The sequence below is a fragment of the Planktothrix sp. PCC 11201 genome (genome assembly GCF_900009135.1).
GTDB lineage: Bacteria > Cyanobacteriota > Cyanobacteriia > Cyanobacteriales > Microcoleaceae > Planktothrix.
On the sequence record NZ_LT797711.1, the window covers coordinates 338,204 to 362,917 of the forward strand.

Consider the following 24,714-nt stretch of genomic DNA (forward strand, 5'->3'; position numbering starts at 1 on the left):
AACCCTAAACCATAATTCATACTATTAATAATAATCCATAGCCCAGAAAAAAAATACTAGCCATTATCAATCGCGATCGCGCTACAATGAATAGGGTCTGAAAACCATGTTATAGGAATCCCTAATTAATCGATAAATCGGTATGACTACGCTCAAAAATTACTACAGTACCTTACAAGTTAACCCCGCAGCCACAGCCGCAGAAATCAAACAAGCTTATCGTCGATTAGCAAAAGTCTTCCATCCTGATAGTCAAAATCAATCGGCGGATCACAACCAAATTATTCAGATTAATGCGGCTTATGAAATATTAAGTGATCCAAAAAAACGTCAGTCCCATGATCGAGAACTCGGTTTAGACAAAAATCCCGATTTCGACTCCGTAAAACCCTTTGTTTCCAAGATTAAAAAACAAGCAACCGAAGCCGATGCAGAATTAACGATTTGGATTGATAAAGTTTATAAACCCATTAATCGTTCTATCAATCAAATTTTAAAACCCCTAAAATCGGAAGTCAACAAATTATCAGCCGATCCCTTTGACGATCAATTAATGGAGGAGTTTCAAGCCTATATTGAACTTTGTAAAAACTTGCTAAGTCAAGCTCAAACCCTCTTTCGTTCTCGACGAAATCCCTCCCCCGTTGCCGGAGTTGCTGCCCATATTTATTATACCCTAAATCATGTAGAAGATGGACTGAATGAATTAGAAACCTTTACTCTGAATTATGATTATTCTTCCCTACATACGGGACAAGAAATGTTTAGAATGGCATCCGGTTCCCGTCGAGAAGCCCAGGAAGAAATGAAAAAGATTTCCTAATAACTAAAAAGGTGTTATAATTGAACATATATTTTGAGACTATTGCAACCGTTATGGATACAATAATTTCTTTACCTAATCCCCTGGAATTGCAAATCGACTTAACCGATGAACAGTATTTTCAACTTTGTCAAAATAACCGATACTATAAATTTGAGCGATCAGCAACAGGAGAATTAATTATCATGTCACCAACAGGGGGTGAAACCGGAAACCGTAACTTTAACCTAGCTGGAGAATTAGCAATTTGGAATAAACAAACTAAACTGGGATTAGCTTTTGATTCTTCAACAGGTTTTAAACTACCCAATGGTGCAGATCGAGCGCCGGATTTATCTTGGGTTAAACTGGAACGATGGAATGGGTTAACTCCTGAACAAAAAAAGAAATTTCTGCCTCTATGTCCAGATTTTATGATTGAATTACGTTCAGAAACAGATACTCTCAAAACCCTAAGAAACAAAATGCAAGAGTATCTGGAAAATGGGACTCAACTGGGTTGGTTAATAGACCCTCAAAATCAGCGTGTAGAAATCTATCGTTTCGGGAAAGAAGTGGAAATTTTACAATCTCCAGTTAATATATCGGGGGAAGATGTGCTCCCGGGGTTTGTATTAGATTTACAAGAAATTTGGAACATCGGTTAAAATATAGAAATATTAAAGCTGATCGGCGTCTTTATGTTCATTATGATGTAGCTAAATTTCAAGAAGATATCAAAACATTGCAGGAAGTCGGTTCATATTCATGGTAGGGGCGAGGCGCGCCTCGCCCCTACAGGATAATCGGATAATTGAAGTATTTTTATGCTCCAAGGCGATCGCAGTATTCTATTATAGAAATAAACCCAATTTCTTTAATAAATCGGGTTTGTTGGGTTGATTTCATCCAACTGAATATTCCAATTAATCATTATTGATTAAGACGAAATTCGCTTGTAGTAAAACCTCTCTGACCTGCTAATAGACAGGACTCATAAATGTTCGGCTGATTACCAACCCACCGACAAAAATCAGCCCTTGCATCTCCATTGACATCTTCCATCCATCTCGGCATATCATTATATCCTTTGTCAACTCCTGCTATAGTATTAAACGTATACTGATTAGGGTGGAAACCATCATTAGTTCCTAACTGACAAGATAAGAAAACTTTTCCTTCGTTACCAACAAAACGACAAAAATCTGGTTTGCCGTCTGCATTTACATCAGCCATCCAGTTAGGAAGCTCTACATATCCTCTATCTGAACCCAGTGGTGCTGCTAGAGATGATTTCATCACAAATATTGAGCTTATTCCTAATATAATCAGAAATATTTTTTGGCTTTTATTTTTCATGTATTTACTACCTCAAAGACTATTATTTATAAGTCTTACTATTATATTATCCTATATAATTAGAGTCTGTCTATTCGTAAAAAGTATTATTTTGTAAGCTGTTTTGTTGGTGTTTTTAATCTTTGTATTTGGAAAATGTTGGCAATTGTTGGTAATTGTTTAGTATAATAGGAATAATCATAAAATCTGCTATACTGTATGACTTTTGACGAAATGTTGAAACTGACTGATGATCTGGTATTTGCTAAAACAGGTCAGCACCTTAATGACTTACAGGAAAAAGTTGTACGGGGAACTATACAAGGAGAGACTTATGAAAAAATTGCGGAAGACTTTCATTGCAACGAAAGCTATGTTAGAGATATTGGATCAAAGTTATGGCATATTTTTTCCGAATCTTTAGGAGAAGAAGTTAATAAATCGAATTTAAGATCAGTCATGCAGAGGTTTCAAGTCTCTCTATTTTCAAATGTTGTACAAGATCATGTTCAAGCTGGTAGTATTAATTTTTGTGAAAAAACAAGACAACCGCCAGATATACCTAGCTCAAATTCAGATTATCAACAATCACCAACTGAAAATCACAAATTAAGTGAAATGCCAGGATTAGGTGTTTTTTATAATCGCACTTCCGAACTTGAAACCCTACAAACCTGGATTTTACAAGAACGTTGTCGCCTGATTACTATTACTGGTATCAGTGGTATTGGAAAAACCCAACTTGCGGTAAAACTTATACAAGAAATAAAACATGATTTTGAATATATTCTTTGGTACAATTTAGATCACGCCTCAACTTTTACTGAATTTCAAGCCGAATTAATAGAATTATTTTACCCAAAAACAGAAAGTGAATTAATCGCCAAAAATGGAAAGCGTTTCAAACCCATTAAATATTTACAGAAGCATCGCTGTTTAGTTGTTATTGATAATATTCATTGCCTGTTTTGTAGTAATCAACTAGCAGGACAATATCAACCAGAATATGAAGAATTTCGCTATTTATTCAAACAGATAGAAGAATTATCTCATCAAAGTTGTTTTCTGCTCATCGGTTGGGAACAACCCATAGAATTAGCTGAAATCAGAAGCTCAAATCCTAAATTTAAAACCCTAACCATTAGAGGATTAGAAACAAAAGCTATAGCAGAGTTTTTTCCAGAACAAGAATTGGGAGAATATGAAAAATTAACCCCCAGGATTCATCACTATCAAGGTAATCCATTATGGTTAAATATAATAGCAAATTTTATCCCAGAAATGGAAGATTTTGGGGATAAAATTATTGAAAATAATACTATTTTTTTACCCCAAAGTTTAAAGGATAATTTACAACAGCAATTTAATCGTTTATCTCCTCTGGAAAAACAAGTTCTATTAGAATTAGTTCAGGATGAGCAACCCGTAAATTTAGCCCAACTTTTGCAAAGGAGACAAATTAATTCCTCAGATTTATTCAACGCCCTACAATCTCTATTAAGAAGGTGTTGGCTAGAAAAGCAAGACCATTTTCATTGTTTACCTGCTGTTATCAGACAATACATCACAGACCGGAATGATTGACAGTGCAGGTTTTTATTAAATCAAAGTTGAAATTATCATCAAAAAAGCTTAAAATTAAGTTTATATAACTTAACAACATCCCTCTGGCTCAGATTTTATGGAATGCGTGATCACCCGTCGGGCGCAATTTTCCGCCAGTCATCGGTATTGGTTGCCCGAATTGAGTGCCACCGAGAACTTAAAGCGGTTTGGCCCCACATCTCGCGCCCCTGGACATGGACATAACTATATTTTGTATGTGTCCATGGTCGGAGAACTTGATGAATATGGCATGGTCTTAAACCTGTCCGACGTCAAACACACCTTGAAACGGGAAGTCACCAACCATTTAGACTTTTCCTACCTGAATGATGTTTGGCCGGAATTTCAGCAAACCTTACCCACCACGGAAGCTCTGGCCCAGGCGATTTGGCATCGGTTGGCCCCCCATCTTCCCCTCACCAATATTCAGCTATTTGAACACCCCGAACTCTGGGCAGACTATCAAGGAAACGACATGGAAGCCTATCTAACTATTAGTACCCATTTTAGCGCCGCCCATCGGCTGGCCCATCCTGACCTCAGTTTTGAGGACAATTGCGAAATTTATGGCAAATGCGCCCGTCCTAACGGTCATGGTCATAATTACCATTTAGAAGTAACAGTTAAAGGGGAAGTTGATCCTCGGACGGGGATGATTGTAGACTTAGAAGGGTTACAAAGAGTGATTGATGATTATGTTGTCGAACCCTTTGATCATACGTTTTTAAATAAAGATATTCCCTACTTTTCTAAAGTTGTACCAACGGCGGAAAATATTGCGGTTCATATCCGAGATTTATTGCAAAAACCGATTCAAGATTTAGGGGCACAATTGCATAAAATCAAACTGATTGAAAGCCCGAATAATTCCTGTGAAGTGTATTGTACAAATACGGAATCTGAGTCTAGCCTTGCTCAAATTCAACAGCCTGTTTTAGCTCAGGTTTAAAAATTAGAAACAAAATTAGAAACCGGGTTTCTGCATTAGTCTATTACTAAAATCAATAGATCTAGTTTAGAAACCCGGTTTCTGCTGCAAAATCCTGATCACGCGGTGTCAATTCGTAAGATAGAACAGCACTCCCCCTAAACGAGTTGACACTTATGCGGTTATCGACAGTTACCCTTTTAACCTTAGCAGCCCTTGTTGCTCAAGAATCCTGTGTTGAAGCGAGTTCCATTCCCGAACAAAACACAAGTCCTCTCCCCAATGCTTCCGAGTTGGGTCAGCCATCCGATGCGGTCGAAATTATTGCATTAGCTCCTAGTTTAGCAGTCAGTATGCCGGAAATGATCGGCAGTCCGTCTTTTAGTGATGCGGAATATTCCTCAACAGAAGTTGTATCCTTATCGATGACTAATGTTCTGGATCAAACTTGGTTAGCAAAATTAGTTAAAATGGGTCAGGGGAAAGCCCAAAGTGCCATCACAACCCCCATTTCTGTCGCCCAAATTAGTCCGGCTTCTGCGTTAAATTATGAATTTAGTCAAACGATTACCTTACTGAATACTTTATTAATTGTCGCCACATTAATCCCCAGTGTCACGATTTTATTCTTTTGGTTAGTTCGTCGCTTAATCGTTAAAGAGATTGTAGCTCAAGCTCAAAAGCAGTTGAACCGGATTGATAATTTAGAATCACAATTAAAAGCCTCTAAACAGCGTTATCAACAGTTAATTAAAGAATTAGAAATACAAATAGAAACTGCTCAAGAATCCATTAATTTTTTAACCCGAGAAGCCAAACTATCTAAAGCGTCTATTGAACAAGTAGAAACCCTTAAATCCCAATTTGTATTCCGGTTACAAGCCATGATTTCTGAGGTGCAAGAGATCAAAGAGGAGTCTTTAAAAGAATTACAACAGAAACCGATAGAAACAAAAAAATCGATTTCTCTCAATGGATTATTAAAATCTTCTGAACCGGAAAAATTAGTAATTTCTCCAGTAGCTAAGGTTGATAAATCTGAGCCTGGTTCGGAGTCAATGATTGCTGATGATTATTTGAAAAAAGCCGAATCGTTAATTTTAGAAGCTAAGTTTAACGAGGCTTTAAAGTTATTAGAAAAAGCAATTGAAGCTAATGCTAATTTAGATCAAGCCTGGTATAAAAAAGCGGGTGTTTTAGTTAAATTACAACGTTATCAAGAAGCGTTATCAGACTATGATCAATGTGTGAGTTTACAACCCCAAAAATATGAAACTTGGTACAACCGAGGCAATATTTTAGTGCGGTTACAACGGTATACAGAAGCAATTGAATCCTATGACCAAGCGATTAAAATTAAACCCAATGACTATGAATCTTGGCACAATCGTGGGGCATTATTGAGAAAATTCAAACGGTTTGATGAAGCCTTAGAATCCTATAATAAAGCTTTAGAAATTGCTCCTGATAAATATGAAACCCTGCATAATCGGGGGAACGTTTTAGCAAAGTTAGAACGATATGAAGAAGCGATCGCTTCCTATGAACAAGCGATTAAACTGAATCCCAATAAATCAGAATTATGGTTAAATCAAGCCAATGCTTTATCCGCTTTACAACGTTATCAAGAAGCCTTACAATCCTTAGAAAAAGCCTTAACTTTAAATCCTAATAACTTTGAATTATTCAAAATTCAAGGTAATATTTTAGGAAAACTCAACCAAAATCAAGAAGCCTTAGAGTCCTACAAAAAAGCCATAACAATTAAACCCGATAGTTATGAAACTTGTTTTGAATGTGGAGAAATTTTAGTTAAATTACAACAATATTCAGAAGCGATCGCCCTGTATGAACAAGCGATTAATTTAAAACCCGATTCATCAGAATCCTGGCGATCTAAAGGGGTCTGTTTAGAAAAATTAGAGCAATATCCTGAAGCCTTAGCTTCCTATGATGCGGCGCTTTCTTGTCAGTCTGATGATGCGGAAACCTGGCGTTATCGAGGTTCTTTATTGTCGAAGTTAAAACAATATCCTGAAGCAATTTCCTCCTTGGGAAAAGCGATTTCTATTCAAAAAGAATTGAGAAGTACCAAAAATCATTTGGTTGGTTAATCTGGTGCTTTTATCCCTTAACCTAAATTAAATTTAAGTAACTCAATCGAGCTTTAAATCTAGCTGGCTTTAAAGAATTTAGAGGTAAGGTTTCTCGGGTCAAAATCATATTTTTTAAAATAGAAAAATAAACTTCCAGAGGGTCAACGGTTTTGGGTTTAACTGGGGAATTCCATTGAGTTAAACGGGGGTTAAAACGGGATTGTAGAGTTTGACGACAAGGAGTATCACAGATCGGTTTAGATTGAGTTTCCATAGGTTTAACAGGGTGGTTATTACCTTTAATTGTGTTGGATAATTTTAAAAACTTTGTGCTAAAAATCTTGATATTCTGTGAATTTGATCTAGTAAATTGATGGATCAGATCAAAGATTAGAGGTGAGATCAGGCAGATTTTGAAGTGATTTTGATCACAACATCACGAAAAATCATACAGTGGGTGTATGTTGTTGATGGCGAATTTAATTTATGACTCCTCAACCCGTAGTTAACCGACCTCAAACCACGGTTATTTTAGCGATGAGTGCGGATGGTAAAATTTCCGATGAAATGCGATCGCCCGCCCGTTTTGGTTCAGAACAAGATAAACTACATTTAGAAAAACAAGTGGCACAAATGGATGGGGTTTTATTCGGTGCGGGAACATTAAACGCCTATCAAACCACTATCAAAATTAATTCTCCTCAATTATTAAAACACCGAAAACAGCACGGAAAACCTCCTCAACCCATACAAATAGTGGTGTCTGCTTCAGGAAAAATTAATCCGAATTTACGTTTTTTTCAACAATCTGTTCCCCATTGGTTACTAACCACAAATCAGGGTCAAAAATTATGGCATAATACCCCAGGGTTTGAAAATATAATTATTGCCGATAATAATCATCATCAAATTAACTGGAGTATGGCTTTTGAGCAATTGCAAAAATTAGGCTTAAATAAGTTAGGAATATTAGGAGGAGGTCAACTGGTGGCTTCCCTCTTAAAACAAAACCTAATTGATCAATTCTGGTTAACCATTTGTCCCTTAATTTTAAGTGGTAAAAATTCTCCCACCCCCGCCGATGGGGAGGGCTTTTTATCCTCCGTGGCTCCTCGTTTGCAATTATTGGAGGTAAAAACCCTGGGACAAGAAGTATTTTTACATTATCAAGTATTAACTGACCGATAATCCTGTCCTTTCCCATTTTTGTAAAAATTCGATTACCCTAAATATTGAAGAATGCGTCGCTGATCATTTTTGAAACAATATGGTAAAACCCTTAACTTCCGCCTATTCCACCCGTTGGATTAATACGGTTGCCGAAGTCCCTCAAACGGCTTGGGATGCCCTGGCCCAACCCTTAATCACACCCTTTTTTGAATGGGATTGGTTACATAATATTGAATCCTCGGGAAGTGCCACCGGACGCACGGGTTGGTTACCCCATCATTTAACCGTATGGCGGGATCAACAATTGGTGGGAATTGCGCCTTTATATGTAAAAGGGCATAGTCGCGGGGAATTTGTCTTTGATAATCAATGGGCGGATGTGGCCCATCAATTAGGGATTCAATATTATCCCAAACTATTAGGAATGTCACCGTTTACCCCCGCCGAAGGTTATCGATTTCTGATCGCGCCAGGGGAAGATGAAGAAGAAATTACGGGGTTAATGGTACATTCCATTGATCAATTTTGCATTGAAAATAAAATTTCTGGCTGCAATTTTCTCTATGTTGATCCTGAGTGGAAACCGATGTTAGAAAAATTTGGGTTTGCCTCTTGGTTACACCATAGTTATATTTGGAAAAATCAAGAATATGAAAGTTTTGATGATTATTTAAAAGGGTTTAATGCTAATCAGAGACGCAATATTAAACGGGAACGCAAAGCCGTTACCCAAGCCGGATTAAACTTACAAACCTACACAGGAGATCAAATTCCAAAAGCCTTTTTTTCGGAAATGTATCAGTTTTATGCCAGTACCTGTGATAAGTTTGGTTGGTGGGGAAGTAAATATTTAACCCGCAGGTTTTTTGAACAATTACATCATAATTATCGGCATCGGGTGTTATTTGTTGCGGCGTTTGATGATACCACCCAACATCAACCCATGGGAATGTCATTTTGTTTAACCAAAGGCGATCGTTTATATGGTCGCTATTGGGGAAGTGTTCAGGATATTGATTGTTTACATTTTGATGCTTGTTATTATTCTCCCATTGAATGGGCAATTGAAAACAAAATTTCTCTATTTGATCCGGGGGCAGGGGGACGACATAAAAAACGTCGCGGTTTTCCCGCCACACCGAATTATAGTTTGCATCGATTCTATGATCAACGTTTAGCTCAGATTTTAAAGTCTTATATCGGACGAATTAACGAGATGGAACAACAGGAAATTGATCATGTTAATCAGGATTTACCTTTTAATAATGATAAATCAGATTGACAAATTCCCTAATTATTTTAATATTACCCCAACCGTAGGGGCGGGTTCGCGTCAAAATTTGTCAATTAGCAGAAATTCTAATAAACCCGCCCACTTAACTTAATTAGAAACCGGGTTTCTTGGGTTTTTACCATCGCCTTCGGGGCGGGTTTATCAAGATTTGGGTGGGGTGGCGGAGATGGTCTCGAACCCGCCCCTACGATAGGGGGATTTAATAATAGGAGAAACTTTGTTAATTAACAGAAATCTCAATAAACTCGCCCTCTTAACTTAATTAGAAACCGGGTTTCTTGGGTTTTTACCATCGCCTTCGGGGCGGGTTTATCAAGATTTGGGTGGGGTGGCGGAGATGGTCTCGAACCCGCCCCTACGATATGGGGATTTAATAATAGGAGAAACTTTGTTAATTAACAGAAATCTCAATAAAATCGCCCACTTAACTTAATTAGAAACCGGGTTTATTGGGTTTTTGCGATCGCCTTCGGGACGGGTTTATCAAGATTTGGGAGGGGTGGCAGAGATGGTCTCGAACCCGCCCCTACGATATGGGGATTTGGTAATAGGAGAAACTTTGTTAATTAACAGAAATCTCAATAAACCCGCCCCCAACCTGTAAAATAGAATCTCAAATTGGTACAGGTAATTGGAAAAAATGGTACAGGAACGCACGTTACCGACGTTTAAGGCGGATGCAAATGCTGTAACCCGTGATGAAGGGTTAATGCTGTATGAGGATATGGTGCTGGGGCGGCTATTTGAAGATAAATGTGCCGAGATGTATTATCGGGGCAAAATGTTTGGTTTTGTCCACCTGTACAACGGTCAAGAAGCCGTAGCCACGGGGATGATCCGGGCGGGTCGCCGGGATGAGGATTATGTTTGTAGTACCTATCGGGATCACGTTCATGCTTTGAGTGCGGGGGTTCCACCCCGGGAAGTCATGGCGGAATTATTTGGTAAGGCTACGGGCTGTTCTAAGGGTCGGGGCGGCTCAATGCACCTATTTTCCTCAGCCCATAATTTATTAGGGGGGTTTGCCTTTGTTGCTGAGGGAATTCCGGTGGCTACAGGTGCGGCTTTTCAAACCAAATACCGCAGGGAAGCGATGAATGATCCGAATGCGGATCAGGTAACGATGTGCTTTTTTGGCGATGGGGCCTGCAATAACGGCCAATTCTATGAATGTTTGAATATGGCGGCATTATGGAATTTGCCGATTATTTATGTGGTAGAGAATAATAAATGGGCGATCGGGATGGCCCATGACCGGGCAACCTCTGACCCGGAAATCTACAAAAAAGGCCCAGCTTTTGGAATGCCGGGGTATGAAGTTGATGGGATGGATGTTTTGGCGGTTAGGGAAGTGGCGAAAAAGGCTGTTGCTCGTGCCCGGGCGGGTGAAGGCCCAACTTTAGTGGAAGCTTTAACCTATCGTTTTCGGGGACATTCTTTGGCTGATCCCGATGAATTACGCGATAAAGAGGAGAAGGAATTCTGGTTTGCCCGTGATCCAATTAAAAAATTTGCCGCCCATTTAACGGAACACAATTTGGCAACCCCGGAGGAATTGAAAGCTATTGATCAGCAAGTTCAAGCCATTATTGATGATGCGGTAGAATTTGCCCAAAGCAGCCCGGAACCTGATCCGAAAGAGTTATACCGTTATATTTATGCCGATGATTAATAAACTATAGAATCAGGAATTAAAACGGCATATTATTTCTGTAGGGGCGGGTTAAAAAAATTTATAATAGCAATTATTGATTGTACTAAACCCGCCTTTTTTATCAGATTATTAATTTTTCCAAGCGGTGCCTCCAGGTAATTCTATTAAGGTTTGATCAACTTGAGCAGCTAATTCTTTAGCCGGATAACGATAGGTTAAATCGAGTAAACTTTGAGATTTCATTAAAATTGAATCTCGTTCTACTATTTCTGATAATTTAAACGGGGTATAGGTTCCATTCATGACTTCAACACTGGCATCTCGAATGGCATCTTCCAAGCTATCTTCTAACCAAGTTTGCCATTCATCTTGTTGAATATAATAGGATTTTTTATTATCTTTAAGATTAAGTTTTTGGATTTCTCTAATAGAACCTCGGATAGAAGCGGCCCAAGAATTGGTTAATCTTTGTTCAATTTGATTTTTAATTAAATGAATCAACAGTCTAAGTAAATAAGACTGAATATTGCGTAAAATAGCTTGTTTTCCCATTCCTTCCAATTCATCAATAATCATTAACGCTTGGTCATAGCGTTGTGCTTCGATGCAATTTCTTAAATCAATCAGTTCTTGTACCATAGTGAATTTTTGCAAATGTGGTTGTTATTTTTAAAACTTTTTAACTCATAACTTGAGAGTTGGCAATTTTCCAAATTCCATCCCAATATTCTAAATTATAACGCACTAATTTGGTATTAAAGCTACTTTCAATAATTTTTCCATTTTTGTATAGGGTTGTATCTTCGGTAACTTTAACTTCTATGGTAGCTTTATTTCCCGATGCTGCAAATCGTTCTACGGATTCAACTTTCTGGACTCCATATTGATAATAAGCATTATTTTCCTGTAAATAATTAATCCCTTTTAAGCTATCGGCATATAATACACCCGTAGTTAAATCTCCGAGCAGTGCCCGGTCAAAGGGGGAGGCAAAAATTTTGGATTTGGAATTCAACCATTGAGTGATTAAATCGGCGGCTTTTCCAATGGTTATTGTTTCGGTATTTTGAGTGATTTGATTCACAATAGGCGAATAGTCTAAACCCACGGGTTGATTTTTGATGGGGGTTTGGGCTTCAACTATTTGACTAATACCAAAGGAGAAAATGAAAGTTAAGGTCAATAGAGTTGTTTTCATAATAGGTAAATAGGGATCACGGATTTAAGAGGATTTCACGGATTTCACGGATTTTAATTTGTGTTAATCTGCATAATCCTCATTGGAAAGGGAGATTTAGGGGGATCTAATCTCGGAGGTAATCATAGATTAACCTGATAAACATTCCCGATAGAATGATCGGGATTAATGTCTGTAATTAAATCTACAAATCCAGGATTTTCCATTAAGGAGTTTATAAATAATTCGGGATGTAAGGCTTTCCAGAAATAATCAACAAATTGACTAATTTCTCCATCGGTCATCCCCGATTTTCCTGTGTCAATCATATCATGTTCGGCTTGGATTCGCCACTGTTTTGATAAGCGATAATCTACAGGATTTAAAATTAGTAACCGATCCAATTTTTCCCATAATGGAATATATTCATTTAACTGTTGATTCATGTCCCGAGCAAATTGTTGATCCAAGGGAGTAATAATTGGAATCGGGGCAAAATCAAACAGTTGGGGATCAATTGGTCTACAGCCTACAAACCAACCTTCAAATAAAATAACATCAATTCCGGTAACGAATTCGGGGGAAATGCGATCGCCTGCCCCCTGCCATAAGGACTTATCAAACCGAGGAATAGCGATGGTTTGATCGGGCAAGGGTTGACGTAATTGTTCTAAAACCTGGATTCCCAATTCCAGATCATGGGTTCCTGGTGGCCCTCGCCAAATTAAACGCGGATCAGCCTTTTGTAACTGTTGACGTTCTGAATAAGTTTTATAGAGATCATCTAAGGATAAGCTAAGTGTGTCATAGTGAAAAAGAGACAGAATGTAAGTTAAGACTTTCCCTAGGGTTGTTTTTCCCGTGCCTTGCCCTCCTAATATTCCCTGAACCAGAGGACGACCTAACTGTCGGCGATGTTCAGCCAGTTGGGTTGCTAAGGGTAGCCAAAATTTCCATAGGGTTTCTAGCTGTTCAAATAACAGAGGAAACTCAATCTTTTTCTGTTGAAGTTGACAGAATAGACGGGATCGGGCTTCTATCCTCACCCTAACATTTTCCGGTGTAATTCCAAAGGCATTTGAACGTTGATGATCAGACAGTTCCCATTGTTCTAAAACTTTTAAATCTGAGGAATGGGGTTTTTGTCCATTTCTCCAAGCTTTGAGAATTTCAATCATAGACCGTTCTAATTCTATTCAATGAATTTTTATTATGAACCTAACATTGAGGCTAATAAAAATAACCCATAACTCAAACCAATTTTGAGGGCATTTAGGTTTTCTACCCAAAAAGATTGTCGCAAACGGGGGGAACTACTGTATGCCAACCAGTTTATTCCTTCAACCAGGATAGATACCACTAAAGCCACCGTCACATCCAAGCGCGCCTTTTGTCCAGTTACTGCGACAATGCCCAGTGCGAGGAAGATCCCAAACAGCAGACTAATGATTAGCAGCGAAATCCGTCGCCAAGGATTCATTAACAATCGCCCTACCTGGGCATTAATTACATTGAAAAGTCGATTGAGACGGGTATTTTGCATAAAACAGAATGTGAATTGTAGTGGGATTAATGATCTAATTTAAAGCAAAAGATTATGAAAGCTAAACTTTATCCAGCCTTTCTAATTACTGGAATAATTTTATTAACTTTAATTAGTTTAAGGCAATTCCTATTTCGCTATTGTATCCTGTCAACCCAGCGCAAATCCCCGGAAGCGGAGGTTGTGTCGGTTTCGGCTTCCTCGTCCACTTTTGCTGAACCCTCTGTTCCCAGACCTTCTGTCCCGACTAGAACCCTGTCTCTGAGCCCCGGGATAATTCCTCCAAAACTGTCTTTGCCTCCACTGTCAAAAAGCTATCACCAAGGGTCATTTCGAGTCAGTAACCTGACGGAACATCCGGTGCGTGTGGCCCTACTCAGTCGTTCAGCCCCGAATATCACAGAACCTGTCCACTGGGATTTTGCCCCAGCCGAGGGCAGCAGGGAGGGTTTGATTTTATCCCTTCCCCAAGAAGATTTAATCCTCAAATCCGGTGATATCTTGGTGGTTTTTGCTCCTGATGGTTCTCGCTATTACTGGGGGCCTTATATTGTCGGGGAAACCTCCCTTCCGGCTTGGAATCCCCAAGACCAGGAATGGGAATTGGTGATTAAACCGACCCCATGAAGAAATAATTGTGGAGATGAATGTGGATTCGTTTTTTGTACCAGTGATCCATCTCCTTCCCGAACTCCGTTCTATCTGCGGCAAGGCAAAAAGCCTACTTCTGTTGTGTTTAGCCTGTCTGTTCCGAAACAGTCGGTGGGTCAGTGACCAGGCCCATGATACCACAAATTTTGTATTTTTTTATTTTTTTTGTGGGATCGAATTGACTCAGGCAGCAATCTTCCTAATGATGTGGGTATTCTTGCTCCCGTGTACGATAATAACTAATTGATATATTGACTTCAGTGTTAGTTAATTAACACATCAACAGTAAACTGTCAATATCTCAATCGTTAATATCTGCATTTTTAGCCAATGAAATCAAGTTCAAATCGAAAGACTCCCACCCTTTTTTCATCTCTGATCAAAACTCCTATATTCCCTTGGCTAGTTTTTATTTTAGGTTTAGGTTTAATCGGTTTCCTGGCTTTTTTTTGGAACTTAGGAACTGCGGGTTTACTGGATGAAACAGAACCCCTGTTTGCGGAAGCCTCCCGTCAAATGTTGGTAACTGGGGATTGGATTACTCCCTATTTTAATGAAGAAACCCGTTTCGATAAGCCCCCATTAATTTATTGGTTAATGGCAATTTCCTATCAGATAGTTGGGGTGAATGAATGGGGAGTCCGTCTTCCTTCGGCATTTTCTGGTTTTTTTCTCGTCTGTTTAGGATTTTATACTTTAAGTTATTACGTCCAACAAACCCAATTTTATCCCATAAAAGATGATCAAAAACAAGATTTTATTTCTCCATGGACTCAACCCGATTTTAGAAAGATTGTTTTACATCCTTTACCTTGGATGGGGGCTGTATTAATCGCATTTAATCCGGGAATTCTGGCTTGGGCAAGAATTGGGGTTTCGGATATGTTATTAACCGGGTGTTTGGGTTCGGCATTATTAGCTTTTTTTCTGGGATATGCCAAGTCAGAATTGCAGGAAGGGGAAGATTTACCTCCTGGTTGGAATTCTTCTCAGATTTGGTATTTGGCTTTTTATATTTTAACCGCTTTAGCTGTTTTGACAAAAGGCCCGGTGGGGATTGTTTTACCGATTTTAATTATTGGTTCATTTTTAATTTATTTGGGGGAATGGCGCCAAGTTTTAAAAGAAATGGGGTTATTGAAGGGAAGTTTAATTTTTTTGGTGATTACAATTCCTTGGTATATTTTAGTAATTTTAGTTAATGGTCAAAACTATATTAACTCTTTTTTTGGTTATCATAATTTTCAACGATTTACCACCGTTGTAAATCACCATTCTGCACCTTGGTATTTCTATTTTATTGTGGTTTTAGTCGGGTTTGCTCCATTTTCTGTCTATTTACCCCTGGCGATCGCTTCCACAAAATTTTGGAAACGTCGCTATTGGCAACATCAAACTCGAATTGAACAACTCCAATTATTTGCTATTTTTTGGTTCAGTGGAGTTTTTCTGTTTTTCACCCTAGCGGTTACTAAACTTCCTAGTTATATTTTGCCCCTGATTCCTGCCTCAGTTTTATTAGTATCTTTATTTTGGAATAAAAATATTATCTCTAAAAATAGATTTAAAAAAAATAAATTTAATTTCACAAATACTTCTATTTTGATTAATATTGTATTTGTTTTTATCGCCTCTATCGGAAGTTATTTTAGTAAAAATTTAATTGGATATGATGCAGATATGCCGGATTTTAGAGGGGATTTACAAGCCTCTGGAATTCCAAATATATCGGCTTTAATTTGGGCTATCACAACATTGGGAATCGCCCTAAGTTGGTGGAAAGGTCGAATTTCATCCATTTTTATAGTTAATATTTTAGGGTTTATTAGTTTTTTTATTTGGGCGGTGACTCCCACCTATAGTTTACTCGATCAACATCGACAAGAACCCTTACGACACCTAGCCCAAACCGTCGTACAACAGCGAAAATTAGGGGAAGAATTAATTATGATTGGTTTCAAAAAACCCAGTTTAGTTTTTTATACTCAATATCGAGTTAAATACCATCCTGAACCCTGGGATACTATGGCCTACATTCATAACCCATTGGTACAAAAGTCTTCGCCTCAAACTCTTTTGATTTTGGCACATCCCCAAGAATTAATTGATCTAGGATTAAAACCTGATCAATATCAAATTGTAGATCAAGCGGGTGCTTATCAACTCATTCGTGTTCATAAAACCTAATTCGGTACCTAATTGTCCTAAACTGAACTATGGAAATCTAATCGGCTTTTGAACAGAAAATATGAGTTTAGTTGAACTTTTAGAACCCATTGCTAATCTATTTCGGGGTTTGGGTATTCCTGAACCTATCACCCATTGGGGACATCCGGTGATGATGGGAACCGTTATTTTTACGATGGGGAGTTATGTGGGTTGGACGGGATGGCGCGGACGTCTAGCCGCAGATAAGGAAGTCGCCCTAAAAAATCGTGCTGACCACCGAAAACTTGCCCCTTTAATGTTTTTGTTTTTGGCTTTAGGTTACACGGGAGGTTTATTATCTTTAGTCATGCAAAAACAACCCATTTTAGAAAGTCCTCACTTTTGGACAGGCACAATATTATTAGGATTGTTATTAACTAATAGTCTGATTGCTTTTACCGGATTTAACAAAGATAACTCGGGTTTTAGGGCGACCCATGCTTATATTGGAACCGTTATCTTAGGATTAATGTTAGTCCATACCGTTTTAGGTTTAAAGTTAGGATTGTCTATCTAATATTGTTGAATGTTGGTGCTGGCGCTGATTGCTTACACACCCTACAACAATGATACCCCCTAACCCGGACTATCAAAGTCCCCCTTAAAAAGGGGGATTTAGGGGGATCAAATCCAGGATACTCCCATTGATCCGTATCTTATTAAATCATGAATCAGACGGTGATTTTAATTCTGGCTTTTGCTTATCTCTTAGGTTTGCTAGTGGGTATAATTCCTGGGGGAAATTATGCAATATTAGGTTTAGGAATTATATTGGCAATAGCCACCGCCCTAAAACAAGTTTATCAACAGAAACAATCTCGCCGGGTTCGAATTAAACAATTTATTCAGCAAAAACAAACCCGCAAAGATGCCCTAACCGAGCCGATTGAATTTGCGGATAAAATTCCTAAAATCCCCCGACCTAAGTTGCCTTTTTGGGTATGGTTATTAGCCGGAATTATTGCTTTTTTAGCCAGTATTTATTTACAAATCAGAACCCCTCAACCCGCGACCCATGATATTAGTCAGTTAATTATTAATAGTGGAAATAGCCAAGATTTATTAATTACGGTTCGGGGAGAAGTGACTAGTATTCCTCGGTTGACTCGTTCGGGACGGGGACAATTTTGGTTACAGGTGCATCAAGTTAATGAAATTACTAATAATAATACTCCGATCGCCGTGAGTAAAGATGTCAGTGGTTTGGTTTATGTGACTGTTCCAATATTAAAAGCGACGGGATTATATCCGGGGGAAAGTATCGCCATTACCGGAAGTTTATACAAACCTCAACCCCCTTCTAACCCAGGAGGATTCGATTTTCAAAACTATCTGGCTCAACAGGGATCATTTACCGGACTTCGAGGACGTTATATTAGTCATGATGATAGTCAACCGTCTCCTTGGGGACTGTGGAAAATTCGCCAACGGATTACCCGCGCTCAAGCTCAATTATTAGGAGTTCCCAAAGGTTCCCTATTAAGCGCGATGGTCTTAGGACGTTTAGCTGTTGATTTACCCTACGATATTAGAGATATTTTTGTTCAAGTTGGACTCGCTCATATTCTAGCGGCTTCGGGATTTCAAGTATCATTTTTATTGGGAGTTATTTTATCTATAACTCAAAGGTTTTCCCCGACCGTTAGATTTAGTTTGGGATTATTAACTTTACTGATTTATTTGGGATTAACGGGAATTTCCCCTTCGGTATTACGAGCAACATTAATGGGTTTGGCGGTATTAATTGCCCTATTAACCCAACGTCAAACCAAACCTTTAAACGTATTATTAATCGTCGCTATTTTATTATTAATTGCTAATCCGACTTGGATTTTTGATATTGGATTTCAACTCAGTTTTTTAGCCACTTTAGGATTAATGGTTACGGTTCCTGCCTTAATGGAACGGTTAAATTGGATGCCCCCTTTCTTCGCGTCCTTAATTGCTGTTCCTTTATCAGCAATGATCTGGACATTGCCTTTGCAACTCTATTTTTTTAAAGTATTATCTCCCTATAGTATTTTGGTTAATATTATCGCATCTCCCCTGATTTCTATTATCACTTTAGGAGGGATGGCGAGTGCCTTATGTGCCTTATTATTACCCGGTTTGGGAAGTGCGATCGCCCAATTTCTTGATTATCCGATTTTAGGTTTAATAGAAATTGCTAAATATTTTAGTCAGCTTCCGGGAAATTCGATTGCCGTGGGCAGTATTTCCCTAATTCAGTTGATCAGTCTTTATAGTTTAGTTCTGGCAATCTGGGCTTATTTTACTTTAATTAACCCTGAATCAAACCTCCAGTTTTCCAGATCAAAAAAAGGGTTGATTCCCATTATATTTGCCGTCACCTTGGCCGTATTCATAGTCATTTTACCCAGTTGGTATACTAAAACCCTACGGTTTCAAGCCACCCTTCTGAGTACCCCTCAAGAACCGATTTTAGTGATTGAAGAAAAAGGACAAGTTACCTTGATCAATAGTGGCAGTCAGAACACCGCTAAATTTGCCGTTTTACCCTTTTTAAATGCCCAGGGGATTAATGCTATTAATAACGCCGTGGCGACCCATTCTCAACTGGGTTTAAGTATTGGTTGGCCGTTAATTTTAGAAAATATTCCGATTCAAACTTTTTATGATAATCCTACTCCGAAAAAAAACTATCAAGCCACTAATGAAATCATTTTAAAAGCCTTAGCCCAACAAAAAGGAAATTATGTTTCCCTAACTGTCGGTCAACCGATTATGTTAGGTTCTGTAGAATTGGAGTTATTAAGTGCTCAACCTCCGGTAATTCAATTTAAAATTGGTCAAAATCTTTGGACATTACTGGGAGAAACTTCCATCTCCCAACAACAACAGTTAATCCAAAAGCTCAGGTCAACTCAGGTGTTATGGTGGTCGGGAGAATCCTTAACCCCAGAACTTTTATCTTTATTGAGGCCGAAAATTGCGATCGCTTCTTCCAATTCTATTGATCCGAAAACCGTAGAAACCCTAAATCAACAGCAAACTCAAATCTTCTGGACGGGTCGAGACGGCTCCTTGAGATGGACGCCGACCCAGGGTTTTGAAACAACTTTAGATTTTGATCAAACAGATGGCTCCCTTCTTTGATATAATTCGAGGAATGGTTTAGAATCAGATCTAGATCATTTCTAACTTGGAGAGGTGGCAGAGTTGGTCGAATGCGACACACTCGAAATGTGTTAGGGGCTTTACGGTTCCTCGTGGGTTCGAATCCCACCCTCTCCGTTTTTCGGGCCCCCTATCGTTAAAATATTTGAATCACTGATAGAGGGGTTGTGTCCATGTCCTTAACGCCGTTGAGCGAAGCCATACAAGCCAATGCACTCGATAATATTCGTCTAATTGCAACGGATGTCGATGGCACTTTAACCCAAAACGGAAAATTTACCCCGGATTTATTCCAGGCTTTGTTTGCATTAAAACAGGCTAAAATTCCGGTAATTTTAATTACAGGACGGTCGGCGGGATGGGTACAAGCCTTAAAACATTATCTTCCGGTGACAGGTGCGATCGCGGAAAATGGCGGTTTATATTATCCCGTGGAGTCTGACCAGCCACAATTTTTAATCCCTTTAAATTCCCTATCCCAACATCGGCAAAATTTAGCCCTAGGGTTTCAAATTCTTCAAGTTCAATATCCCCATCTCCAGGCTTCCGCCGATAATCCTTTTCGGTTTACAGATTGGACATTTGATATTCAAAATATTAGTTTATCGGAAATTCAACAATTAACAGAACTCTGTGCAGAATTGGGTTGGGGATTTACCTATAGCACTGTTCAAGGTCATATTAAACCTCAAAACCAAGACAAAGCCACGGGATTATTAAAGGTTATTCAGCACTATTGGTCAGACTTAACCCCGGAACAAATTCTTACTATTGGCGATAGTCCTAATGATCAAACTCTATTTAATTCTGAGTTATTTCCTCAGTCTATTGGAGTTGCTAATCTATTAGAATATAGGGATCAATTAACCCATAAACCCCGTTATATTACCGCAGGTTTAGAAGTTGAAGGATTTTGTCAAATTGCGAAAGTTTTTAATTGATAATAGTGTTGGTTGTTGTTGCTAAGACCTCTTGTAAGAGTGCGCTGAAGCGCAACAACGAGATCATAATCTGAAGTTGTGTTATTATCGGCTCAACAATATATTCCCTCTCCTGCGATGAGTTATTGTATGACCGTAGGATGTTCCCATCCAGAAAATCTCAACTCAGCCGAATATTGTCAAGGTTGTGGTCAATTTCTATTACTCCAAAATCGTTATCTCGCCATAAAACCTTTAAGTCGGGGCGGTTTTGGTCGGACATTTTTGGCAATTGATCAACAAATTCCGTCCCATCCCTATTGTGTGATTAAACAATTCTTTGTGCAATATGAAAACCCCCAGGATTATCAAACCGCCGCTAAATTATTTCGTCAGGAAGCAGTGCGTTTAGATCAATTGGGAAAACATCCTCAAATTCCTCAACTGTTGGCTAACTTTGAACAAAATCAACAATTGTTTATTGTCCAAGAATATATTCAGGGAAAAACCCTATTTGATGAATTAAAACAAGATGGATTATTTACAGAAAAAAAAATTTGGCACGTTTTAAAACAAATTCTGCCTATTTTACAATTTATTCATGAACAGAATATTATTCATCGAGATATTAAACCTGCTAATTTGATGCGACGTTGTTCTCTCCCCGCCTCTGGGGACGAATCCTTAGATCCCGTGGTTGATTTAACCCAAATTCCTCCTACTATTCAAATGGGAGATCAAGAACAAGCTCAAATGAGTGCCAAACTCAAACAAAAAATTAGTGATATTTTTTCAGAGGAAAATTCTGACTTGAAAATCAGTAAAAATCTCAATAAAAATGATATTGTTTTAATTGATTTTGGGATTTCTAAACTATTAACAGGAACGGCTTTACTTGAGAGTGGAACTCGGATCGGAACACCGGATTTTGCTGCTCCTGAACAAATGAGAGGAAAGGTTTACCCCGCCAGTGATTTGTATAGTTTAGGAGTAACTTGTTTATATTTAATCACGGGAATTTCCCCCGGAAGATTATATGATGATCATGATGAAAAATGGAATTGGCGGAGTTATTTACCCCCTCAACAAATTATTAGCGATCGCTTAGAAACCATTTTAAATAAATTAATTGCGATCGCCATTAATCAACGTTATAAATCCGCCGAAGCAGCCTTAAAAGCTATTCAATCTTCTGAAACGCCTGTGAATCTGGCGGTTAAACCTGTTATTCCTATTAGAAAAACATCTAAAAAAGTTATCCAGACTCCCGCTAAAACACCTAATTTATTAGAGAGAATTAAACAAAATTTAGGCTATCAGCCCTTAAATGATCCTTTAAAATCCGCCGTGGGAGTTGATTATACTCAACTCCAAACCCTCTTAGCTCAAAAACGCTGGAAACAAGCGGATCAAGAAACTTGGGCTGTCCTCTGTCAAGCCCTAAAAAAATCTAAAAAAACCTATTTATACGCCCAGGATTTAGTAAATTTACCCTGTGAAGATCTACAAACCATTAATCATCTTTGGGTAAAATATAGTAATAGTCGCTTTGGATTTAGTATCCAAAATCAAATTTATCAAACTGTCGAAGGAGATTATGGAAAATTTTGTCAGCAGGTGGGATGGTTAACCTATAATCCCCATAATCCTGATTATGGCATCGAATATAAAACATCCGCTCCTATTGGACATTTACCCACCCGCAATTGGATAGTTAGCACCGGAAAATGGTGGAAAAACCTAGAAATTTTAGCCGAAAAATTAGAAAGTTGTAAAATTAATTAGTAATGAATAAAAACCCAGTTTTTCCCAGAATACCTTCACCTTGATTATCCTTCTTTGTGTCTTCGTGCCTTTGTGGTTACTTTAAAAAGACTACGGTATTGTCGAAAAAATAGGGTTTTTATGGTATAGCAGTTGCCACATCTATTAGGACATTCTTGAAAGCTAAAAGCTACTTATAGTAAGTATTTACCTATTGCCCATTGCCCATTCCCTATTGCCTCTTGCTATATAATTCAATTAGCAGCAATCGGTTGTACAAACTGTTGATTGGCTCGCACAAAACAGTGGGAAGGAACGCTGGTTTGATCGGTTTTTTCAACATAAATCCAAGGTTGTTGTTTCGTATCGTAAACCACACCAAACCCCGCCGGGCCTAAATTAATTTCAAAGTCCTGTCCTGGGGGAAGTTTTCCAACCACAGGCCAATTTTCAATATTTAATTCGGTTTTATTACCGGGATTTTCTAATTGTGAATAATTGGTATTTCCTAACATCCGACAATCAATTCCTTGAATATTGGATTGGGCTGCTTCCCAGGAAAAATGGGGCGATCGCTGATAATCTCCATTCGCCCGAGGTTGGGGAATAGACCCCTCCTCTGTCTGGGTTTGGGTAACGGGAGACTCCGAACTTAATCCGCCGTTATCAAGGGGGACTTGGGAAGGTGTATTGAGGGAATTTTGACAGGCGATCGCCCGGACACCGATCCCCGTTAACACCAAACCCAAACCCAAAGATAAAATCACCGATCTTAAATCATTTTTAGCGGTCATACAGGTATACACAACTCAACAGGTTCCCCAGTTAAACTAAAGGGTCTTACCTGGGTTATTTTCACTTTCACCTGTTGACCTTTCAATTCCGCTAAATTTCCTGAGAAAAAGGTTAACCGATTTCCCCGGGTGCGTCCCATCACTTGAGATGGATCTTTAGAGTTTGTACCTTCGACTAACACTTCTTCAATTCTGCCCAAATAACGCTGGGAACGTTCAGCCGCCTTCACAGAAACTAAGCGATTTAATTGTTGTAACCGATCGGCTTTTACCTCCTCACTCAGTTGATTTTCCCACAACGCCGCCGGAGTTCCAGGACGGGGAGAATAGGCGGCGGTATTTAATAAATCAAAGCCAATATCATCCACTAATTTCATGGTATTTTCAAACTGTTCCTCGGTTTCCCCTGGAAAGCCCACAATCGCATCCGCACTAATAGAAGCATCGGGGATATATTCCCGAATGGTATGAATAATTTGGCGATATTTTTCTTGAGTATAACCCCGGGACATGGCTTTCAAAAGTTGATTATCTCCCGACTGAAAGGGAATATGAAAATGTTCACAAATTTTCGGAAGTTCTGCACAGGCTTGAATTAATCTTTTGGTAAAATAACGGGGGTGACTGGTGGCAAATCTAATCCGTTCGATGCCAGGAACATCATGAATAAAATATAATAAATCCGTAAAATTATATAAATTCCGACCTCCAGGACTTGAACCGGGCAAATCGCGGCCGTAGGCGTCAATATTTTGCCCTAATAACGTGATTTCTTTATACCCTAAACGGCTTAATTCTTCGATTTCTTCTCGAATAGCTTCTGGGCGGCGCGATTGTTCAATCCCGCGGACATTGGGAACCACACAATAGGTACACCGTTCATTACAACCATAAATCACATTAACCCAGGCTGTTACCTGACTATCTCGACGGGGTTTTGTAATATCTTCGATGATTTCTATGGGTTCTGTTGCAACAATTTGATTGCCTTGAAAGACCTGTTCTAATAAGTCTTGTAAACGGTTAGCGTGTTGTGGCCCCATCACCAAATCCACTTCAGGAACCCGACGCAGTAGGGTTTCTCCTTCCTGTTGGGCAACACATCCGGCGACAATAATGGTTAAATTTGGTTCTTCCTGTTTGCGTTTTGCCTGTCTTCCTAAATAGGAATAAACCTTTTGTTCGGCATTATCTCGAATCGTACAAGTGTTATAAAGAATCACATTGGCATCATTGGGATCTTCGGTAAAATCAAAGCCCATTTCTTCTAAAACGCCAGCCATGCGTTCGGAGTCGGCTTTGTTCATCTGACAGCCGAAAGTTGTAATATGATAACGTTGGGAATTTGTAGTCATCGAATTTTAGAAGTCTCCTATGTCTATAAAAAGGTTAATTCTGCCTTTCTATACAGTTGATTATAATTCATTTTGTCTATTTTTGTGAAATTTACGTTTGAAAACGATGAAACCCAAACAGATTGTCTACACGGTGGCTGCCATTTCGATTATTGGGTCTTTCCTATTAACGACTCAAAACCCGGCTTTAGAATTATCATTTTTGGTCGGATTTTTATTAGCGATTTTAACCAAAGGAATTAGAAAACGGCGTTCTGTGTCTAAAGATATTTAAAGA

At 38.7% G+C, this 24,714-nt stretch carries 23 protein-coding genes and 1 tRNA gene; 16 read left to right on the forward strand and 8 right to left on the reverse strand.

Going from position 1 to position 24,714, the window contains the following annotated elements:
• Window positions 1-142: 142 nt before the first annotated feature.
• Together PL11201_RS23805 and PL11201_RS23810 are read left to right on the forward strand one after the other, a co-directional pair.
• Window positions 143-823: a J domain-containing protein gene (locus PL11201_RS23805; RefSeq protein WP_079681331.1), complete on the forward strand. Its 681-nt coding sequence runs from the start codon at window positions 143-145 to the stop codon at window positions 821-823.
• A 53-nt stretch (window positions 824-876) separates the two neighbouring features.
• Window positions 877-1,470, forward strand: a complete 594-nt coding sequence (locus PL11201_RS23810; RefSeq protein ID WP_079681332.1) for a Uma2 family endonuclease — start codon at window positions 877-879, stop codon at window positions 1,468-1,470.
• A 265-nt stretch (window positions 1,471-1,735) separates the two neighbouring features.
• Here PL11201_RS23810 and PL11201_RS23815 read toward each other — a convergent pair whose 3' ends face one another.
• Entirely contained in the window at window positions 1,736-2,161 is a 426-nt protein-coding gene (locus tag PL11201_RS23815) for an FG-GAP repeat domain-containing protein (RefSeq protein ID WP_079681333.1), read from the reverse strand.
• Between the two features lie 198 nt (window positions 2,162-2,359).
• Between PL11201_RS23815 and PL11201_RS23820 the strand changes: the two genes are divergently transcribed.
• The 3 genes from PL11201_RS23820 to PL11201_RS23830 all read left to right on the forward strand — a co-directional run bounded on the left by PL11201_RS23820 (window position 2,360) and on the right by PL11201_RS23830 (window position 6,787).
• Entirely contained in the window at window positions 2,360-3,724 is a 1,365-nt protein-coding gene (locus tag PL11201_RS23820; RefSeq protein WP_200816859.1) for an NB-ARC domain-containing protein, read from the forward strand.
• A 97-nt stretch (window positions 3,725-3,821) separates the two neighbouring features.
• Window positions 3,822-4,694, forward strand: coding sequence for a 6-carboxytetrahydropterin synthase (locus tag PL11201_RS23825; RefSeq protein WP_079681334.1), 873 nt, complete (start codon window positions 3,822-3,824; stop codon window positions 4,692-4,694).
• 155 nt (window positions 4,695-4,849) lie between these two features.
• Window positions 4,850-6,787: a tetratricopeptide repeat protein gene (locus PL11201_RS23830; RefSeq protein ID WP_079681335.1), complete on the forward strand. Its 1,938-nt coding sequence runs from the start codon at window positions 4,850-4,852 to the stop codon at window positions 6,785-6,787.
• A 22-nt stretch (window positions 6,788-6,809) separates the two neighbouring features.
• Here PL11201_RS23830 and PL11201_RS23835 read toward each other — a convergent pair whose 3' ends face one another.
• The gene (locus PL11201_RS23835; RefSeq protein WP_079681336.1) at window positions 6,810-7,043 is read right to left on the reverse strand and encodes a hypothetical protein; all 234 of its coding nucleotides are present in this window, start codon (window positions 7,041-7,043) and stop codon (window positions 6,810-6,812) included.
• Window positions 7,044-7,255: 212 nt separating this feature from the next.
• Here PL11201_RS23835 and PL11201_RS23840 point away from each other — a divergent pair, with 212 nt between their 5' ends.
• The 3 genes from PL11201_RS23840 (at window position 7,256) to pdhA (ending at window position 10,905) form a co-directional block, all read left to right on the forward strand.
• On the forward strand, window positions 7,256-7,957 hold the full coding sequence (locus PL11201_RS23840; RefSeq protein ID WP_079681337.1) for a RibD family protein: 702 nt from the start codon (window positions 7,256-7,258) through the stop codon (window positions 7,955-7,957).
• A gap of 79 nt (window positions 7,958-8,036) precedes the next feature.
• Window positions 8,037-9,221 carry a GNAT family N-acetyltransferase gene (locus PL11201_RS23845; protein ID WP_079681338.1) on the forward strand — a complete coding sequence of 395 codons (1,185 nt, stop codon included), beginning with the start codon at window positions 8,037-8,039 and terminating at the stop codon, window positions 9,219-9,221.
• A gap of 652 nt (window positions 9,222-9,873) precedes the next feature.
• Window positions 9,874-10,905: a pyruvate dehydrogenase (acetyl-transferring) E1 component subunit alpha gene (gene pdhA, locus PL11201_RS23850; protein WP_079681339.1), complete on the forward strand. Its 1,032-nt coding sequence runs from the start codon at window positions 9,874-9,876 to the stop codon at window positions 10,903-10,905.
• Between the two features lie 111 nt (window positions 10,906-11,016).
• On the opposite strand, the gene PL11201_RS23855 is transcribed toward pdhA, so the two are convergent.
• The 4 genes from PL11201_RS23855 to PL11201_RS23870 all read right to left on the reverse strand — a co-directional run bounded on the left by PL11201_RS23855 (window position 11,017) and on the right by PL11201_RS23870 (window position 13,607).
• Window positions 11,017-11,526, reverse strand: a complete 510-nt coding sequence (locus tag PL11201_RS23855; protein WP_079681340.1) for a DUF29 family protein — start codon at window positions 11,524-11,526, stop codon at window positions 11,017-11,019.
• A gap of 40 nt (window positions 11,527-11,566) precedes the next feature.
• Complete coding sequence (locus tag PL11201_RS23860; protein ID WP_079681341.1) at window positions 11,567-12,085, reverse strand: ARC6/PARC6 family protein; 519 nt, start codon at window positions 12,083-12,085, stop codon at window positions 11,567-11,569.
• Between the two features lie 122 nt (window positions 12,086-12,207).
• Window positions 12,208-13,242 carry a glycerate kinase gene (locus PL11201_RS23865; RefSeq protein WP_079681342.1) on the reverse strand — a complete coding sequence of 345 codons (1,035 nt, stop codon included), beginning with the start codon at window positions 13,240-13,242 and terminating at the stop codon, window positions 12,208-12,210.
• Window positions 13,243-13,274: 32 nt separating this feature from the next.
• Entirely contained in the window at window positions 13,275-13,607 is a 333-nt protein-coding gene (locus PL11201_RS23870) for a DUF565 domain-containing protein (protein ID WP_079681343.1), read from the reverse strand.
• A 54-nt stretch (window positions 13,608-13,661) separates the two neighbouring features.
• On the opposite strand from PL11201_RS23870, the gene PL11201_RS23875 reads away from it, so the two are divergent.
• The 7 genes from PL11201_RS23875 (at window position 13,662) to PL11201_RS23905 (ending at window position 22,309) form a co-directional block, all read left to right on the forward strand.
• Window positions 13,662-14,234, forward strand: coding sequence for a hypothetical protein (locus PL11201_RS23875; protein ID WP_079681344.1), 573 nt, complete (start codon window positions 13,662-13,664; stop codon window positions 14,232-14,234).
• 354 nt (window positions 14,235-14,588) lie between these two features.
• Complete coding sequence (locus PL11201_RS23880) at window positions 14,589-16,445, forward strand: ArnT family glycosyltransferase (protein ID WP_079681345.1); 1,857 nt, start codon at window positions 14,589-14,591, stop codon at window positions 16,443-16,445.
• A 61-nt stretch (window positions 16,446-16,506) separates the two neighbouring features.
• On the forward strand, window positions 16,507-16,983 hold the full coding sequence (locus tag PL11201_RS23885) for a DUF4079 domain-containing protein (RefSeq protein WP_079681346.1): 477 nt from the start codon (window positions 16,507-16,509) through the stop codon (window positions 16,981-16,983).
• Window positions 16,984-17,132: 149 nt separating this feature from the next.
• Complete coding sequence (locus PL11201_RS23890) at window positions 17,133-19,583, forward strand: ComEC/Rec2 family competence protein (protein ID WP_079681347.1); 2,451 nt, start codon at window positions 17,133-17,135, stop codon at window positions 19,581-19,583.
• A gap of 48 nt (window positions 19,584-19,631) precedes the next feature.
• Window positions 19,632-19,721 (forward strand) — tRNA-Ser (locus PL11201_RS23895).
• A 56-nt stretch (window positions 19,722-19,777) separates the two neighbouring features.
• Entirely contained in the window at window positions 19,778-20,545 is a 768-nt protein-coding gene (locus PL11201_RS23900; RefSeq protein ID WP_079681348.1) for an HAD family hydrolase, read from the forward strand.
• 78 nt (window positions 20,546-20,623) lie between these two features.
• The gene (locus PL11201_RS23905) at window positions 20,624-22,309 is read left to right on the forward strand and encodes a serine/threonine-protein kinase (RefSeq protein WP_234996826.1); all 1,686 of its coding nucleotides are present in this window, start codon (window positions 20,624-20,626) and stop codon (window positions 22,307-22,309) included.
• A gap of 233 nt (window positions 22,310-22,542) precedes the next feature.
• On the opposite strand, the gene PL11201_RS23910 is transcribed toward PL11201_RS23905, so the two are convergent.
• Window positions 22,543-23,082 (reverse strand): hypothetical protein, encoded by a 540-nt coding sequence (locus PL11201_RS23910; protein ID WP_079681349.1) that lies wholly within the window; start codon window positions 23,080-23,082, stop codon window positions 22,543-22,545.
• Window positions 23,079-24,437 (reverse strand): tRNA (N6-isopentenyl adenosine(37)-C2)-methylthiotransferase MiaB, encoded by a 1,359-nt coding sequence (gene miaB, locus PL11201_RS23915; RefSeq protein ID WP_079681350.1) that lies wholly within the window; start codon window positions 24,435-24,437, stop codon window positions 23,079-23,081. Before miaB ends, PL11201_RS23910 begins: the two co-directional genes overlap by 4 nt.
• 106 nt (window positions 24,438-24,543) lie before the next feature.
• Between miaB and PL11201_RS26600 the strand changes: the two genes are divergently transcribed.
• Window positions 24,544-24,711 (forward strand): hypothetical protein, encoded by a 168-nt coding sequence (locus tag PL11201_RS26600; RefSeq protein ID WP_159451576.1) that lies wholly within the window; start codon window positions 24,544-24,546, stop codon window positions 24,709-24,711.
• The last annotated feature ends 3 nt before the right edge of the window (window positions 24,712-24,714 follow it).